Annotated in this window: 13 protein-coding genes; 10 read left to right on the forward strand and 3 right to left on the reverse strand. The window is 46.1% G+C overall.

The features are described from left to right. Positions 1-8 precede the first annotated feature (8 nt). The 9 genes from QF041_RS29340 to QF041_RS29380 are packed head-to-tail and all read left to right on the forward strand — an operon-like array spanning position 9 to position 9,049. Positions 9-860, forward strand: a complete 852-nt coding sequence (locus QF041_RS29340) for a 3-hydroxyacyl-CoA dehydrogenase family protein (protein ID WP_307416668.1) — start codon at positions 9-11, stop codon at positions 858-860. A 19-nt stretch (positions 861-879) separates the two neighbouring features. Next, entirely contained in the window at positions 880-1,929 is a 1,050-nt protein-coding gene (locus QF041_RS29345; RefSeq protein WP_307416669.1) for an HAD-IIIC family phosphatase, read from the forward strand. Between the two features lie 15 nt (positions 1,930-1,944). Then, positions 1,945-2,208, forward strand: a complete 264-nt coding sequence (locus tag QF041_RS29350) for an acyl carrier protein (RefSeq protein WP_017687156.1) — start codon at positions 1,945-1,947, stop codon at positions 2,206-2,208. Next, positions 2,205-3,089 carry a hypothetical protein gene (locus tag QF041_RS29355; RefSeq protein WP_179086485.1) on the forward strand — a complete coding sequence of 295 codons (885 nt, stop codon included), beginning with the start codon at positions 2,205-2,207 and terminating at the stop codon, positions 3,087-3,089. Before QF041_RS29350 ends, QF041_RS29355 begins: the two co-directional genes overlap by 4 nt. Before the next feature lie 25 nt (positions 3,090-3,114). Then, on the forward strand, positions 3,115-3,855 hold the full coding sequence (locus QF041_RS29360; protein WP_036615200.1) for a thioesterase II family protein: 741 nt from the start codon (positions 3,115-3,117) through the stop codon (positions 3,853-3,855). Positions 3,856-3,890: 35 nt separating this feature from the next. Further along, a complete protein-coding gene (locus tag QF041_RS29365; RefSeq protein WP_307416670.1) occupies positions 3,891-6,224 on the forward strand; it encodes an ABC transporter permease in 2,334 nt (777 codons plus the stop codon). 12 nt (positions 6,225-6,236) lie between these two features. Continuing rightward, entirely contained in the window at positions 6,237-7,004 is a 768-nt protein-coding gene (locus QF041_RS29370; protein ID WP_047843824.1) for an ABC transporter ATP-binding protein, read from the forward strand. Positions 7,005-7,064: 60 nt separating this feature from the next. Next, positions 7,065-7,700 carry a TetR/AcrR family transcriptional regulator gene (locus QF041_RS29375; protein ID WP_036615194.1) on the forward strand — a complete coding sequence of 212 codons (636 nt, stop codon included), beginning with the start codon at positions 7,065-7,067 and terminating at the stop codon, positions 7,698-7,700. 20 nt (positions 7,701-7,720) lie between these two features. Beyond that, positions 7,721-9,049 carry an MFS transporter gene (locus tag QF041_RS29380; protein ID WP_036615192.1) on the forward strand — a complete coding sequence of 443 codons (1,329 nt, stop codon included), beginning with the start codon at positions 7,721-7,723 and terminating at the stop codon, positions 9,047-9,049. A gap of 160 nt (positions 9,050-9,209) precedes the next feature. Here QF041_RS29380 and QF041_RS29385 read toward each other — a convergent pair whose 3' ends face one another. From QF041_RS29385 to QF041_RS29395, 3 genes are all read right to left on the reverse strand, one after another. Next, positions 9,210-10,034 carry a carbohydrate ABC transporter permease gene (locus tag QF041_RS29385; protein WP_133385583.1) on the reverse strand — a complete coding sequence of 275 codons (825 nt, stop codon included), beginning with the start codon at positions 10,032-10,034 and terminating at the stop codon, positions 9,210-9,212. Position 10,035: 1 nt separating this feature from the next. Continuing rightward, a complete protein-coding gene (locus QF041_RS29390; protein ID WP_091028318.1) occupies positions 10,036-10,908 on the reverse strand; it encodes a carbohydrate ABC transporter permease in 873 nt (290 codons plus the stop codon). Positions 10,909-11,008: 100 nt separating this feature from the next. After that, entirely contained in the window at positions 11,009-12,313 is a 1,305-nt protein-coding gene (locus QF041_RS29395; RefSeq protein ID WP_307416672.1) for an ABC transporter substrate-binding protein, read from the reverse strand. A gap of 168 nt (positions 12,314-12,481) precedes the next feature. On the opposite strand from QF041_RS29395, the gene QF041_RS29400 reads away from it, so the two are divergent. Beyond that, the gene (locus QF041_RS29400; protein WP_307417082.1) at positions 12,482-14,368 is read left to right on the forward strand and encodes a cache domain-containing sensor histidine kinase; all 1,887 of its coding nucleotides are present in this window, start codon (positions 12,482-12,484) and stop codon (positions 14,366-14,368) included. Position 14,369: the final 1 nt, after the last annotated feature.

Here is a 14,369-nt window from a genome sequence, read left to right on the forward strand (position 1 = left end):
GATTAGGTATGCATAATCGACTCATTGCAATCATTGGCGCAGGGGTGATGGGATGCGCCACGGCATTGGATGTCGCGAGGGCTGGCTATCATGTAATTTTGCAGGATATTTCGGCGTCGGTCATCGAACACGCTCCTGATGTTATACGTCGTGAATATCGTTCAGCTTGCTTTCTGAAGCAAGGGTATGGTCAGGTGCCCCTGGATCAGATCATGGAACGAATCTCGTTCCAGACACAAGATGAAGGTGTGGAAGAGGCAAGTATCATTATTGAAAATGTAACCGAGAACCTGGAGTTGAAAAAGGAAGCTTACGCACGACTATACCACAAGGCTCGTCCGGATGCTTTATTTGCGCTAAATACAAGCTGTATTTCCGTGACAAAGCTCGCTTCATTTTTGCCTGACCCAGGTCGAGTCATTGGGGTGCATCTGATGAATCCGGTTCCCGTTAAATCCATGGTGGAGGTGATCAAAGGACATCATACAACACAGGGTACGGAACATGAGATGGTAGCATTTTTGGAGACTCTTGATAAAAGTCCAGTTGTCATAGAGGATCTGCCCGGGTTTGTCTCTAATCGCCTCTCGCACTTGTTAATGAACGAAGCGGCGTACATTGTACAGGATGGAATCGCTACACCCGAGCAGGTGGATGCCATTATGAAGAAGGGCTTCAATTATCAGATGGGGCCGCTGGAGACGGCGGATCTGATTGGTCTGGATACGGTCGTGCATTCATTGAAAGTATTGTACGACAGCTATCAGGACCCCAAATTCCGATGCTGTCCGATGTTGCAGAAAATGGTTGATGCAGGACAGTGGGGGCGGAAGACGGGTCAAGGATTCTATGCCTACTAAGATGAAGGGTGGCATGACCATGGAAAAGCTCAAGGATATCAAGTGTATCGTTTGGGATCTGGACCACACCATATGGGATGGGGTTTTGCTTGAATCTGCAGATGTGCAACTGAAGCCGGGCTTAAAGGAGGTGATTGAAAAACTGGACCAGCGAGGTATTTTGCATTCTGTTGCCAGTAAAAATGATGCAGAGCTGGCTTGGGCGAAACTAAACGAACTGGGCATCGCCGAATATTTTCTATATCCCGAAATCCATTGGGATGCGAAGTCCGTCTCTGTTCAGCGGATTCAGCAGAACATTAATATCGGTATGGATGCCATTCTGTTTGTGGATGATCAACCTTTTGAACTGGAAGAGGTGCAAAGTGTACATGCTGACATCCAGGTACTTCATGCGGATCAATATGAAGCCATGCTTGATGACCCAAGGCTGATGCCCCGATTCATTACAGCCGACTCTGCGGGCAGAAGGCAGATGTATCAGGCGGATACGCTCCGTAAACAGGCTGAGGAACAGTATGAAGGACCTTCAGAACAATTTCTGGCTACGCTCGGCATGAAATTTTCCATCTACGAGGCTACTGAGGATGATCTTCAACGTGCAGAGGAACTTACCGTTCGTACCAATCAGCTAAATGCAACGGGAATTACCTACAGTTACGAGGAGCTGCATCAACTGATGACCTCGCAGGACCATATGTTATTGGTGTGTGAACTCGAAGACAAATACGGGACGTATGGCAAAATTGGGCTTGCACTTATTCACATGCAGCAGAAAGTATGGCGGCTAAACATGCTTCTGATGTCTTGCAGAGTGATGTCCAGGGGAGCAGGGAGTGTGCTGCTAACGTATATCATGCGTGAAGCTCAGAAGCAGGGCAAACAGATGCTTGCGGACTTCAGGGATACCGGAAGGAACCGGATGATGAATATCTGCTATCGCTTTGCCGGTTTCAAGCAGCAATCTGCAGATCAGGAAGGAAGAGTAGTGTTTTATCATGATTTGCAGCAGGCTGTAGAGTTTCCAGATTACATTGAGGTTTTAGTGCCCGAGGGGCAACATCAATAACAAGGGGGAAGGGCAGTGGATTATCGTCAGGAAATTCGGGAGTTTATCGGGAACAACCTCACCATGGATCATGAGGACACTCAAATTAATGATAATGACAATTATTTTGAGCAGCGGTTCGTCAATTCGCTCTTTGCGATGCGTTTGGTGGACTTTGTAGAGCGTAGATTCCAGATTGAGATAGCAAATGAAGATCTGGATTTGGCTAATTTCTGCACGATTAACCGTTTGCATGATCTTATTGAGAGAAAGTTGACTGAGAAGGAGGCGGCACTATGATTACAGCTAATCAGGCATCCATTCGTCCAGTCACAAGTCCGGCAACCAGCCCGTCCAACAAATATATGTATTTGTTTTTGGGAATTTCCTTTGGCACATGTTATGGAATCGCAAGTTTATTCATGTTCTTTGCGGATTTTATTGTACCCATAACAGGTGAGTTAACCTTGATGCATCCACTTGCGATCGTTGCTCTGTATTCACCTTCCATTGCTGGATTAATTACATGTTATGTGATGGGCGGAACGGAAGCATTAAAAGGAATGTTTATGAAGCTGGTTCCGCGCAGACAGGACCTGTTCTGGATACCGCTCATTATTGGAATTTCCATCATCTTTGCCTCAACAATGCACTTTGGTTCCTTGTTATTCGGCATACCGGTCCCTGAACTGACATATAGTGTACCTGAAATGATCTGGTTGGGGATTGTGAATCTGATCAAGGAGACGGGGCTGATTGGTGGGCTGTTTGGCTGGATTGGATTTTTGCTTCCATTCTTGCAAGGGAAGTTAAAAAATAATATAACAAGTGGTCTGATTACCGGCCTGTTGTTCGGATTATGGGTGCTTCCGGGATACTTGATTTCCTCTTTTGGCACCTCAACCACTTACATATACTACGTTGTTCAGCTTATGGCATTTATCGTGTTCCAAAGTTATATCTTCAATGCAACCAAAGGTACACTTCTGTTTTATCTGCTTGCATTCTGGCTTGTAGCTACAGGAAGTCAAATTGATTTGTACTACTTTAATCCGCAAGTTCAAATTATGCAATTCTTCTTTTTTGCAATATCGGCTATTGTCATACATGTCATCTTCAAGCGTAAAAATGTGGATACTTCACTTCAGACATTCCCTGCATATGTTCTGGAAAGAAAGTAAGCCTGGTTATGGTGGTGGATAAGTGATGGAACCGATCTATTTGGAGCAGTTACAAAAGGGGGAGGGAAACAGACAAATGGTCTGTTTTCCTTATCTCGGTGGCAACTCCAACAGTTTTCAGCCCCTAGTGCCGTACCTTCCTGACACGGAAATTTGGGCGTTTACGCCCCCGGGTCATGGTCTGAACACCGAAACTCCCCTGGAGCATATGCAGCAACTCGTAGAACTGTATACCAGCAAGCTGCTGGATGTTATACAGCCCGGCAGTCTGTTATTTGGACATAGTCTGGGAGGGATTACAGCCTACTTCGTTGCGCAACGCTTATGTCAGGAACGTCCAGATGTAGCTAAAACGCTACGGCTTGTGTTATCTGCCTGCAACACGCCTGACGAATGCGGGATGCAGAATTATGATCGGATGTCAGACGAAAATCTGATTGATCATCTGTTTTCCTATGAAGCTCTCCCGCAAGAACTGATACATGAAAAAGAATTATTGAATTATTTTCTGCCCGTCATCCGGGCGGATTTCAGGATGCTGGAATCTGCAGCAACGCTTGAATATGAGCCGCTCTCATTGCCGGTATTGTATCTGTGGGGAGAACGGGATCGTACTGTTACCCTTCAATCCGCGTTGAGATGGGGCCGATATTTTGGCACATCCATGAAGCTTCAAACCATCAAAGAGGGTGCTCATATGTTCATGATGCATCAACCTTCAACGGTGGCGCATTGTCTGACAAGCTTTATGACTCCAGATAAATAGGAACAACTTGTAGATGAGAGGAGCCATGTTCGTTTATGCTGCTACGAATGCTGAGAAACGATATAACGAGAAAAAAAGGGATTACGGCTGCGTTGTTTATTTTTGTACTGTTGGCCGCCTTGCTGGTATCTTCGGGGTCACGAATGATTATGGAACTGACGAGTTCCATTCAATATCTATTTTCTGAATCCAAAACACCACACTTTGTGCAAATGCATGCCGGAGAGATCGATCAAGCCAAAGTGAACACATGGGCTGAAGAAAATGCCATGGTCCAGCAGCATCAGATTGTGGAAATGGTCAACATTGACGGCTCTAATCTGTTTCTCGGAGCAGAGTCCGAAAAGAACAGCGTTATGGACATTGACTTTGTTACACAGAATCAGGGTTTCGACTATTTGTTGAATCTGGACAGTGAGATTATTCAGGTGAACGATGGCGAGATCGCGGTTCCGGTATATTACATGCAGCAAAAAAAATTGAGCGTGGGCGACCAGGTTCGGATCGATAATGGTCAATTTGAGCGTTCTTACACCATCGTTGATTTTGTCCGTGATGCTCAGATGAATCCATCGGTTGTACACTCCAAACGTTTTATTGTGAGTGCAGGGAATTTGCAGGAACTGAAGCAGAGCATCGGAGAGATGGAGTATCTCATCGAATTCCGGTTGACGGATCCCGGACTGACGAGTGAATTTACCCAGGCTTACCAAAATGCCGGACTTCCCAACGCGGGTCCAGTCGTAACCTATGGGCTGTTCCAGGTACTGAATGCCATGACCGACGGAGTTATTGCAGCCGTTATTATTCTGGTCAGTCTTGTGCTGATTCTGATTGCGATGCTTTGCATCCGATTCACGATGCTTGCGACCATCGAAGAGGATTACCGTGAGATTAGTGTCATGAAAGCGATTGGAATCGCAGAGAAGGATATTAAGAGACTGTATCTGATGAAGTATGTATTTATGGCGGGATTTGCATCCGTGCTTGGTTACATTGCATCACTTGGCGTTAACAGATTATTTGTTTCCAACATCATGTTGTACATGGGAAAAGCACCTGCAACCCTGTTGCATTTCGCGATTCCGTTATTAGCCGCTGGAATAATATTTGCCATGGTTGTTCTGTTCTGTCGAACGGTACTGCGGCGTTTTCGTTCCATCTCCGCGGTGGATGCTCTCCGTACCGGAAGCCTGGGCGATACACAGATCATTCGAAACCGGCTTAGTTTGTCCCGCAATCGCTGGTCTTCCGTACCTGTCTTTCTTGGTCTGAAGGAAGTCATACAGCGAATCAAGATGTTCCGATTATTGTTATTTGTCTTTGTAGTCAGTTCATTTATCATGATTGTGCCGGTCAACTTCCTGAACACTTTGCAGGCGCCAAGTTTTATTTCTTATATGGGTGTTGGACAAAGTGATATTCGCATTGACTTGAGGCACACAGATGATGTGGAGCAGCGTTATGACAATCTGGTTGCTCAGATCCAAAATGATAAAGACATCAAAACGTATTCCCCATTGGTAACAAGCCAGTTCAAGATTAAAAATGCGGAAGGAAGTTACGACAATCTGAGTGTGGAAACTGGGGATTTCAGTATTTTCCCATTGTCTTATGTTAGCGGTAATGCGCCAACAACTGAGAATGAAATTGCGTTATCTGATGCAAACAGTAGCGAGCTGCGCCTGAAGACTGGTGAGCAGCTTACCTTGTTGGTTAATGGCAAGGACCAGATGATGACGGTCAGCGGAATATACCAGGACGTTACAAATGGTGGGAAAACGGCGAAGGCCTTATTGCCCTACAACAAGGATAGTGTGTTGTGGTACGTGGTCAGTTTGGATCTGAATAATCGCGGGGACATGGCTACCAAAATTGCTGAATATGAGGCGGCTTTCTCGCCAGCCAAAGTAACCGATCTTCAAGGTTATCTGGATCAGACGTTAGGCGGAACCATTCAACAATTGAAATTGGTGACGATGCTGGCCTTGGTCATCGGTGTCTTCATATCTATTTTAATTACAGCACTGTTCCTTCAGATGTTAGTAGCCAAGGACAACAACGACATTGCTGTACTGAGAAGCCTTGGGTTTGCCTTGTCTAAAATCAAGTTCAAGTATGTCGTGATGTCACTTGTCATATTAATCTTAGGGGTTGTTACTGGAACGATATTGTCCAATACGCTGGGTCCGTTGCTGGTTAGTGCCATTATGTCGACGTTTGGTGCTTCCAATATTGTTTTTGTTGTTAACCCGTTACAGGCATATATTTTGTGTCCATTGTTACTTGCAGGCACGATTGTACTAACAGCATGGATTAGCATCCAATCGATCAAGGAAACGAGCATATCCAAAATGATTGTCGAATAGGGAGGATCAACGATGACAACTATACTTGAGGCTAAAGACGTGAATAAATCCGTAGCGATCGGCGAGAATGAAGAACATAACATCTTAAAAGATATCAACCTTCAATTAAAAAAGGGAGAATTTGTATCCATCATGGGGCCATCTGGCTCAGGCAAGTCTACCTTGCTGTACAACATAAGTGGTATGGATCAGATTAGTGCTGGAAGTGTCTATTTTAATGGCAAAAAAATATCGGCATTTGAGGAGAGGGATCTGGCAAGTCTACGTTTGACCAAAATGGGGTTCATCTTTCAAAATATTCATCTGCTCAAAAATCTGAATCTGTTAGACAATATCGTACTTTCCGCGTATCTGGCCAAGAATAGCAGCAGAGAAACGATTAATACACGGGCGATGTCATTAATGAAAAAAATGGGGATTGATGAGCTGGCTGGGCATAACATCACCCAAGCCTCAGGCGGACAGCTTCAACGGATTGCCATCTGCCGTGCGCTGATTAATAATCCAGATATTTTATTCGGCGATGAACCAACGGGGGCGCTGAATTCCAAATCAACGTATGAAATAATGGATATTCTGGGCGATATTAATGCAACGGGTACAACCATTCTGCTGGTGACCCATGATGTGAAAGTCGCTGCCAGATCGGAACGTGTACTGTTTATGATGGACGGTAAGCTGGTTGCAGACAGAAATATTGGAAAATATGCAAGAGAGCGTCAGGATCTGAAAACAAGGGAAAGCCATTTGGCGCAATGGTTGACTGAAATGGGGTTCTAAAAAAAGAACTCCATGATTACAATAGACCGACAGTCGGTCGAACGTATCGGAGGCCAGGATATGAGACTGATAAAAAACCCGGAAGAACGCAGGAACGAGATTTTGGATGCCGCCGAGATTCTGTTCATAACAAAGGGGTACACCAAAGCTACGGTCATGGATATCCTTCAGGCGTGCAACATTGCCAAGGGTACATTTTATTATTATTTTCAGTCCAAGGAAGAGGTTATGAACGCCATCGTTATGCGTTTTATTCTGAGCGGGGAGGCATCGGCCAGGCACGTGGTGTCCGACCCCAAACTGAACGCCCATGACAAAATTTTTCGCATCATGATGGCGCAGAATCAGCCTGATGGCAGAAAACATGATCTCATCGAGCAATTGCACAGTGTTCATAATGTGGAGATGCACCAAAAGAGTCTTGTAGAGACGGTAATTCGATTAAGTCCCATCTTGGCCGAGGTGGTAGAGCAGGGCATTCAGGAGGGGGTATTTCATACACCTAACCCAAAGGAATCCATCGAGTTCCTGCTCGTATCGTCACAATTTTTGCTGGATCGAGGCATCTTTCAATGGGAGGAGGAAGAACTCCAAAAAAAGGTTGAAGCATTCACACATATTATGGAACGTGTGCTGGGAGCAGAACAAGGAAGCTTCGCCTACGTCACTCGCCTTTATTTTCCGAATCAAGGTTAACCGAGAAAGGAGTGTCATCTATGGAACATACCGTTCAAAAATCATTTAAAAAGTTTCTGGTAGTGTGGTTCGGTCAGCTCATCTCCATGATTGGGATTGGACTTACAGCCTTCTCCTTGGGGGTGTATGCCTTCGAAAAAACGAATACGGCAACAAGTGTTGCATTGATTACCTTATTCACGTTTCTGCCGAATATCCTGCTTCGACCTATTGGAGGGGTACTGGCAGACCGATTCGACCGTCGAACGATGATGATTATCGGCGACCTGGGGTCGGCAGCCGGTTTGATTTTCATTCTGTCCATTATGCTCACAGGAGATATCCAATTATGGCATATCTATGTGGGAGTGGCCTTTAGTTCGGTGTTTTCCGCGTTGCAGAGCCCGGCATATAAGGCCTCTGCTACGGACCTGCTGGATAAGGATCAATTCTCAAAAGGAAGCGGTCTTGTACAACTGGCTGAATCCTCGAAGTTCCTGTTTTCACCCATCATTGCGGGCATTCTGCTTAGTATAACAACCATTGAAGTCATTCTGGTCATTAATATTCTGACATTCCTGGTTGCCATTCTGGCTGTGCTGGTTATTCGGAAGAGCATGAAGGTGGAGCGTGAGGATCGAGAAGGAAAAAACTGGATCACCGATATTCAAGAGGGCTGGAGAGAAGTTGTAACCAACAAGGGAGTACTGTTGCTGGTGGTGATTATTTCACTTGTCACCTTTTATCTGGGATTCCTGGAGACACTCATTGGTCCGATGCTTCTGTCATTCACGGATGCAAAGACACTTGGAACGTTTCAGTCTGTTAGCGCCATCGGCATGCTGATTAGCAGCTTGTGCATCGGCATATTTACAATAACAAAGAGATATGCAAGTGTACTTGTGATGGGTCTGATTTTGTGCGGTTTGTCCTTTTCGCTTCTGGGGATATCCACCAACATTTATTTTATTATCTTCGCAGGTTTTCTGTTCCTGTCATCGCTGCCGTTTGTCAATATGAGCGCAGATGTGCTGGTGCGAAACAATATCGCCAACGATAAGCAGGGCAGGGTATGGGGAATCATTGGTATTCTGTCACAACTCGGGTTTATTATTGCGTACAGTTTGGCTGGATTTCTGGCCGACCATGTATTTAATCCGTTGCTGATGGAGGGGGGAGCACTGGCTTCGTCTGTTGGTCAAATTATTGGAACTGGGCCAGGCAGAGGTATTGCCTTTCTGTTTATCATCGCGGGTCTGTTTGTTATTCTGATCGCAATAATCACATCCCGCTTGAAAATGATCAAATCTCTGGAGCAGAGCCCAGATATAGCGGCCCCATCCGATGTTGGCGGGTTGGCGCACGATTAATTCGAATCCAACAGCGTAAGCCCTTGTCCGCAGCAGCGTGTGATACTTCTTCTGTACGAAGAAGTATTCACACGATGAGCAGACAAGGGCTTTTTTGTGCTGAGGAGTCAGAAGATGTACTTAGACAAGAGTGTTTGGGTATTTGGATTGTCAGTGGAGCTTACCCTTTAACTGCTCCTGAAGTTAGTCCTCCCACAATATACTTTTGCCCTATGAGGAACACAATCAACACAGGCAATGATGTGAGCACGATATCGGCACTAACCAGATTCCACTGGGCACTGAATTGTCCGAAGAAGTTATATACAGCCAGCGTCATCGGCCACATCTCCACTGTATTTAGCATATAGAGTGGGGCAGTAAACTCATTCCAGACACTCAGGAAATTAAGAACAAATACCGTTACCAGCACTGAGGTTAACAAAGGTACAATGATTCTCAGGAACAGCTTGATCCCATTACATCCGTCCATGATCGCGGCTTCATCCAGCTCCTTCGGGATGTTAGACACAAACGCATACGTAATGAACAGCGAGATCGGAATCCCCATGGCCGTGTAGAGCAGAATCATGCCGACATGTGAATTAATCATACCCATCGACTTCATGACTTCCATCAGTGGAATGTAGTTGAGCGGCAGTGTGATACCGAGAATCAGGAAAAAGTACAGAAACTTGCTGAGCTTCGAATGGTTGCGGGATAACGTGAAGGCCGAGAAGGCCACAACAAACACCAGTAGCAGAGAAGAAGCCCCGGAATGCAGCAGACTGTTGAAAAAAGAACCGCCCAAATGTCCCTGTTCATAGACAATTTTGTAATTTTCGAAGATAAACTTCTCGGGCAGCGTCAATTTTAGCACTTTGGCCTCGGCGTCGGACTTGAATGAATTCAGTACAATGACGACAAAAGGAATCAAGACCACCAGGCTAAGCAGCCAGGCGAGTGCATTTAACCCGATCGAAGCCAATCTTTTTCTCAATCGCATGTCAGTATTCCACCTTTCGGTTCATCAAACGAATGATGAAAAAGGAGATGATCGCCATGATGACAAACAGAATGGTAGATAGCGCACTCCCCAGTCCCCAATATCCTTTGGCAAAAGAGGAATAGACCGCCGTGTTAATCACATCCGTCGCGTTACCAGGTCCACCATTGGTCAGCACGTATACGGCATCGAATACCCGTAATCCATACGTAATATTGAGCACCGTGGCAATGGTAATCGTAGGCATCAGCATCGGAATCGTGATCCGGAACAGCTTCTGCCCAAACCCGGCGCCGTCAATGGACGCTGCCTCGTAATAATCCCGGGGGATGGCGAGCAGTCCGGCGATGAACAGCACCATGATGTACCCCATGCCTTTCCACGTGTCCACTGCCATGATGGATGGCATGGCCCAGGTTAGGGAGCCCAGCCAGTTCTGGGCGAGAACATCCAGCCCTAATGAACGCAGGGTTACGTTAACGAACCCGTTGTTTGGGTCGAGCAGACTTTTGAACACAAGCCCAACAATCAGGAACGACAGCACCTGTGGGGAGAAGATGATCATCCGGTGCAGATTCGCGGCCTTTACACCGCTGACCAACAGCAGAGCGAGGAACAAGCCCAGAACGGTCTTGGCGATGGAGGTAACGAGGGTGAACAGGACTGTGTTTTTGATAAAAAGCAGATAGGTCGGATCACCCGCCAGAATGGTACGGAAATGCTCCAGACCGATAAAGTTCTTCTCCGAACTATAGCTGTTCCAGTCGGTGAAGGAATAATAGATGCCCAGCAGGGCGGGAGCAACGATGAACAGCAGATATAATACAATCGCTCCAGATGAGAAATACCAGGGATAGATTTTGTTTGCATTCATAACCGGTAACACCTTTCCTTCCTGCCAAAATACATGAGCGGGCAAACGCCCGCTGCATGTAACGTTGTTCAGCGTTTATATTTATCTGAAATATGCGCTGTTACTGCCACTTCTCATCTTTCAGCACTTTGGCTTGTTCAGCACGACGTTTATCAATATTTTGCAGAATCTGATCCGGTGTCATTGCACCGGCGAACATGCCTGACAAGTCTTTGCCAATATCCATCCATTGTGGATCAATATATTTCACAGCGGCCTGCATGACCGTACCTTTTTCATGATTTTTCTCATAATCAATATAGTCCTGTGTCAGCTTTGGTTCGATTTCCGGCCAGCAGATCGTCAGATTGCCTTCACCTTCATCGAACACACGTTGCAGATGATCATGCTCGGTAATCCAGCGGAAGAATTTCAGCACTTCTTCAGGATGTTTACTGTTTTTGTTACCAAACATCGCAGCTGAACCGCCAGGATTCACACCAATCGTCTGATTATCTCCCCACGGCATGACGAAGAATCCCATATTGTCTTGCATTTCCGGATACGCTTCGGAAACTTCCTTTTCCGTACCTGGCACCCGTAGCAGCATAGCCGCTTTCTCCTGACCAAACGCTTCAATTCCCGCTTCAACGGTATTGGACAAGAAGTCTTTGCCGAAATAACCGAGATCCGCAAATTCCTTCAATTGTTCAATGACCGTCTTGAGTTGCGTCATATCAGCTACTTTCATCTCATTGTTGTTTAATTTCTCGTAGGTTCCTGCTGTTGTTTGCTCATAGTTAGGTCCCGTTTCGAACAAAGGCAGAACCTGATACCACCCGCTGGCAGGTGCTTGATAGAACGGAATAATGTCTTTATCCTTAATTTTCTGGCTGATTGCCTTGAATTCGGCATAGGATGTAGGAGGCTCTATGCCGAGCTCTTGGAAGATACGTTTGTTATAGTACACATACCAGATTTTCGTTGGCGCAAAAGAAACCCCGTACACCTTGTCATTGTGACTGACGGTTGGCAAAATCTCTTCAGACATCCGACCTGTGAATTCCTCATTGGTCAGGTCAATGGCATTTTCCTCCGGTCTTACGTTAGCCGGCATGCTCAGTGGGTCCACATCGACATTGAAAATGTCAGGTGCTTCGCCAGAGGCCAGCTTCACCTTGATCAGGTCACGCCACTGTGCGTCAGGGACGACCTGGAAGTCAATTTTGACACCCGTCTCCTGCTCATATTCCTTGGCCATTGTCTGCATGATGCCTGTACGCGGAATACCCGATTGGCTTGTTCCAAACGTGAGTGTAACCTTACCCGAACCTTCCATACTTTTACCTGAGTTGCACCCGGCAAGCAGCAGAGTGGAGAGCAGGAGCACACTTGCAAGTGAAAATAGAAATCGTTTTCTCATCATTGAACCTCCCGGAATATAAAGAAAATTGTCACTTGCCGAAATGCTTAATGTAAGCGTATTCTTATGTGGATAACTTTACTGTGAACAAGGGATGTGCTCAATAGACAAAAGCGTTCTGTTGGGTGGACATTTTCGAATGGTGTGACAGATATCATCATAGGACGAGGTGTGTGGGGATTGCGGTATCGATTTGGAACGCTTCAGCAAAGTCTGTTTGCCTATTACTCTGCGGTATTCATTATTTTTTCGCTCATCGTGGCAGGACTCCTGTATGTTTTTCTTGCCAGTGACATCCGTCATCGAAGTGAAGAGCAGCAGAGACAACTGGGGGTATCGATCGTCAGTAACTTGGATCAGGAAGTGGTGAAAATGAACAACTTCTCCATGAATATTGTGTATTCCAATCTGGTCAAAGAACACTTCAGTCACTACTTGGCACCAGCGGAGGATAGCGAGCAGACAATGACGAGTGACCCGGCATTGTATAAGGATACAACCACACTAATTGATGTCATTCTCGCGATCATCAGCAGCTCCAATACAGCCAAGCAGGCCAATATCTATGACGTGAATGGCAAGATGTTGGGAGCGGGTGCATTCAACGGTCAACTGTCGGTAGACCTGACTCAGCGACCGTGGTACAAGGAAACCTGGGAGCGGAGTGGCTGGCGAGTGATCCAATTGTTAGAGGGCGGAGCCTTGCCCATGCCGACCGGCGAGGGAAAATCAGATCAACCTTACATTTCGCTTACCCGTGTATACAAAGATGGCAATTATGTCAGCCAGGGTGTCGTTGAGATTTTGCAGGATGCCGGAACCCTGTTTCAGCATTTGAATGAATTGCAGACAAATAACGACGATCTTCGGATCTATGTAGTGGATGAACAAAATACCCGGTTGTATCCACTTTCTTCGGATGCCGATGTTTCTCAAGCAGGCCATTTCGATGATGTGGACTTGATTCAAAGTCTTTCATTTCCGCCTGATACGATGCAGGAGATTACCGATCCTTTGAGTCAGTCCAAACAAATGATGACGTACATGACGTCACAGGAGACGGGATGGACCGTTATTGTCATGCAGTCCAAACAGTCCCTTTTCGCGAGTCTCAACCGGATGGCTGTGATGTTTATCGGTGCCACGTTAGCTACTCTCGTGCTGATTCTGGTTCTCTCGTATCTGATCTCCAAACGGGTTACTTTGCCGCTACATCGTTTGCAGCGCATTATTCAGAAAACGGGTGAGAATGATCTGGTATCGGGACAGGAATCCGGTCAGTTGTTCAAGCTGGAGCATCCCGGTTCTATCCGGGAGATGGATGAGCTGAATGATACGTTTATCCGGTTGAATCAACAGCTTGTGCAATCGTTTCAGGATAGGCTGGCGATGAAATCTCAGGAGACAGAAGCGAGATTACTGGCGCTGCAATCCCAGATGAATCCGCATTTTCTCTATAACAACATCACAAATATTAGCATTATGGCGGAAGAAGGTATGAATGAGCAGATTGTCGCGTTCTGCGCCAATATTGCGTCTATGCTGCGTTATATTTCTACTCCGGGAAAGAATGGGGTTCCCCTGTCTCAAGAATTGGATTATTGTGAGCGATATCTGGAGTGTATGAAGATTAGGTTTGAGGATGATCTGCACTACGAGTTTCATATTCCGGAAGAGATGAAGTATATCCAGGTTCCGATGCTGATGATACAACCACTACTCGAAAATGCCATGAAATATGGACTGGATGATACCCCTCCATGGAGACTGAACATTACTGGAGAGATGGATGCGGTACAGGAGACTTGGATGATCCACGTGGAAGACAACGGGCCTGGCATGGAACCCGAGGCACTTGCCAAGATCATGCATTACATCGAACAGTCACAGGAGTGGGAGCGAATGCCTGACCTCGAAATTAACGGCATGGGACTCAAGAATATATGGGTCCGATTGAAATTATGGTATGGCACAGCAGCCCACATGCAGATTACGAACAAGCCTTCCGGCGGTGTCCAGATTACTATAGGAGGTTCCATTCGAAAGGAGCATGACTGAA

Origin of the sequence: Paenibacillus sp. W2I17 (assembly GCF_030815985.1) — a bacterium.
Taxonomy (GTDB): Bacteria; Bacillota; Bacilli; order Paenibacillales; family Paenibacillaceae; genus Paenibacillus.

Coding starts and splice junctions, on each gene's coding strand:
- QF041_RS29340 (WP_307416668.1), top strand. CDS start 9: ATGCATAATCGACTCATTGCAATCATTGGCGCAGGGGTGATGGGATGC.
- QF041_RS29345 (WP_307416669.1), top strand. CDS start 880: ATGGAAAAGCTCAAGGATATCAAGTGTATCGTTTGGGATCTGGACCAC.
- QF041_RS29355 (WP_179086485.1), top strand. CDS start 2,205: ATGATTACAGCTAATCAGGCATCCATTCGTCCAGTCACAAGTCCGGCA.
- QF041_RS29360 (WP_036615200.1), top strand. CDS start 3,115: ATGGAACCGATCTATTTGGAGCAGTTACAAAAGGGGGAGGGAAACAGA.
- QF041_RS29365 (WP_307416670.1), top strand. CDS start 3,891: ATGCTGCTACGAATGCTGAGAAACGATATAACGAGAAAAAAAGGGATT.
- QF041_RS29370 (WP_047843824.1), top strand. CDS start 6,237: ATGACAACTATACTTGAGGCTAAAGACGTGAATAAATCCGTAGCGATC.
- QF041_RS29375 (WP_036615194.1), top strand. CDS start 7,065: ATGAGACTGATAAAAAACCCGGAAGAACGCAGGAACGAGATTTTGGAT.
- QF041_RS29380 (WP_036615192.1), top strand. CDS start 7,721: ATGGAACATACCGTTCAAAAATCATTTAAAAAGTTTCTGGTAGTGTGG.
- QF041_RS29385 (WP_133385583.1), bottom strand. CDS start 10,034: ATGCGATTGAGAAAAAGATTGGCTTCGATCGGGTTAAATGCACTCGCC.
- QF041_RS29390 (WP_091028318.1), bottom strand. CDS start 10,908: ATGAATGCAAACAAAATCTATCCCTGGTATTTCTCATCTGGAGCGATT.
- QF041_RS29395 (WP_307416672.1), bottom strand. CDS start 12,313: ATGATGAGAAAACGATTTCTATTTTCACTTGCAAGTGTGCTCCTGCTC.